The organism is Salinivibrio sp. MA427, from assembly GCF_001996115.1.
GTDB lineage: Bacteria > Pseudomonadota > Gammaproteobacteria > Enterobacterales > Vibrionaceae > Salinivibrio > Salinivibrio costicola.
This window is the reverse complement of the sequence record NZ_MUFH01000372.1, coordinates 1-2,106: the sequence shown is the minus strand read 5'-3', so window position 1 is coordinate 2,106 and position 2,106 is coordinate 1. Positions and strand designations below refer to the sequence as shown.

3 protein-coding genes are annotated in these 2,106 nt (G+C 46.8%); all 3 read right to left on the bottom strand.

Features of this window, described 5'->3' with window-relative positions; genetic code table 11:
- Positions 1–343: 343 nt before the first annotated feature.
- Complete coding sequence (locus BZG79_RS14600; RefSeq protein WP_077774767.1) at positions 344–691, bottom strand: type II toxin-antitoxin system RelE/ParE family toxin; 348 nt, start codon at positions 689–691, stop codon at positions 344–346.
- Positions 660–896, bottom strand: coding sequence for a hypothetical protein (locus BZG79_RS14595; protein WP_021023597.1), 237 nt, complete (start codon positions 894–896; stop codon positions 660–662). The genes BZG79_RS14600 and BZG79_RS14595 overlap by 32 nt, the downstream gene beginning before the upstream one ends.
- A 224-nt stretch (positions 897–1,120) precedes the next feature.
- A partial coding sequence (locus tag BZG79_RS14590; protein ID WP_199877953.1) for a 5'-nucleotidase C-terminal domain-containing protein occupies positions 1,121–2,106 on the bottom strand: 986 nt, incomplete at its 5' end.

Here is a 2,106-nt window from a genome sequence, read left to right as displayed (position 1 = left end):
CATCATACCGAGTAATCTCGAGTAATCTTGGGCGATTAGTGTTATCTGATTCGCATAACAATCACACAGACAGCAGACTGCGATCTTTCTTGTTTACTGCCGCACAGGTAGCGTCGATGACACAAGCCCTAGCACGGTGTTGGATATGTGCACATTGCCAGCGGGCGCCTTTCACGATCGAGGTTAATTGTTGGTTCCGATGTCGGATGGCGCCAGTTGCACTGCGCGTGGCGCAAATCACACCAAGCTTGTACGATCGAGCTGGCGCTTATGCCGAGTTACGTATAGGCGGCATAGAAAGGGAAAGTGATCTCGTTGGGTTTCGGATTTTCATTCACTGTCACTAACGTCGATTTGGCGGTTCACCAATGATCTTTAAATCCGCTTTTCTGCGCTTTTTCATCGTCGCGTAGAAATTCTCGTGCGAGCTAATATTAAGCAGGTAGAGCTCGAGTTTGTTTTCAACCCAAGCGTAGCCAAGCAACACCTCTTGCCTATCGAGCTTGAACTTGTGCACCCAAAGATAGGAGAGGTCGCCTTTTTTCTGGCTGCCGAGTGTGGGCTCTTCAATGATTCTATCTATCTCGTCCTCGACCACTTCACATTTCGCGTCGGACAGCTTGTTCATCTGCTTTTCAAAAACACGAGAGACGAAAACATCAATCTGATTGTCGTGGGGTCCGTCGCTCATAACGTTTTACCTTACCAAGTTTGACTTCTTCAGATGCAATCAGGGCTTCTTGCACAAAGCTATAGGGTAAATCAGGGTTCTCAGTCATGATTTTCCCAATTTTTGCCCAATACTCAATTTGCTTGGGCACAGAGCGCATTTCAGCTTCTGCATGCACTTTTACATCTGACACAAACTCATCATCTAACCGTACACTGGTTGGCATGATTCATTACCTCGCTTATATGTCTGTACAAGTTATTATGCGACAAAATGTCGCGCCTTGCAATTTGTTTAAGGCTGCGTGCCTGGCGTAATGCGCCAGTTGCACTGCGCCAGTTGCACTGCGCCAGTTGCACTGCGCACAGCTTATATCGTGATAATTCTTGATCATGGGCAGGGGGGTATGCGGCCGGGGTGTTACCGACCGCATAAGCTATACTAGCGAGCCTAGTTCAGCGCGTTGATGATGACGATTTCTCGTTCAAGGTTTTCTTTCTCTGTGCCTGTTGCCGTAGCGAGTTTTGCTTCACGAACGGCCAGTGCTTCGGCTTTTTCTTCTTTGGTGTTAAAACGTAAGCCTTTTACGTTGATCGCAGCAACGTTGGTATAACGCCCGTCGTCGCTACTTGGTACATCAATTTGCTTGCTGTTGACCAAATCTTTAATGATATTGCGTGTGTTAGTGTCAATATCTAGACCTTTTAACTGCCAGCGAGCCATAGGTTTGCCGGTATAAACGCCACCTTTTTCCTCTGTTAGATAGCGAATAGTCATATTTCTGATCGTACCTTCTTCTTCACCATAAGCTTGTTCTGAGTCGAACAGCACCGGAAAATCTTTTCCTTCTAACGCGCCACCTGCTTTGGTCAGGTGCCCCATTCGATAACTATTCATCCCGAGGTTTATCTCGGTTGTATTGGTAATTGGCTGTCCATCAGCAAAGGCTAAATCTGTTATGCGTTTTCCTGCCGGTTGAGTAAGATCAATGGTATAGGTGACTCCCGCAAAAAAGTCATTGGTTGAGTATTTCGATGCGCGACGTTCAGGGTTAAAGCTATAGGTGACATCACCCGGTTTGACTGAGTTGAAATAGTCAGCGGACCATTCCATATATTTGCGTAGATCTGCCCCGGTCATTTGATAGACAGTAATTTCGCCGCCAGCATATTGATAGTTATAGGCGATATCTTTTGCTTTAATCGGACCGACGTTTAGCTCGGCATTGTCATTATCAATTTGCAGAGCAATCACGTTGGCTTTTGGTGCATAGAAAAAACTGGCTTCTTGGAACAGTGCACTAATGCCAGTATCTTGAATGTGAACTTGCGGGATCCCTCGGATCTCATTCTGGGGGACCAAATCCACCCCTCTTAATTCCGCGACTTCGCGGTTTGCCATCGCACGAAGGCGTTGGTGGTAAGGCTGGTACAAGG

What these genes read in the sequence shown, in the direction of transcription:
- BZG79_RS14600 (WP_077774767.1), bottom strand. Translation starts at nt 691, where the DNA reads ATGAGCGACGGACCCCACGACAATCAGATTGATGTTTTCGTCTCTCGT.
- BZG79_RS14595 (WP_021023597.1), bottom strand. Translation starts at nt 896, where the DNA reads ATGCCAACCAGTGTACGGTTAGATGATGAGTTTGTGTCAGATGTAAAA.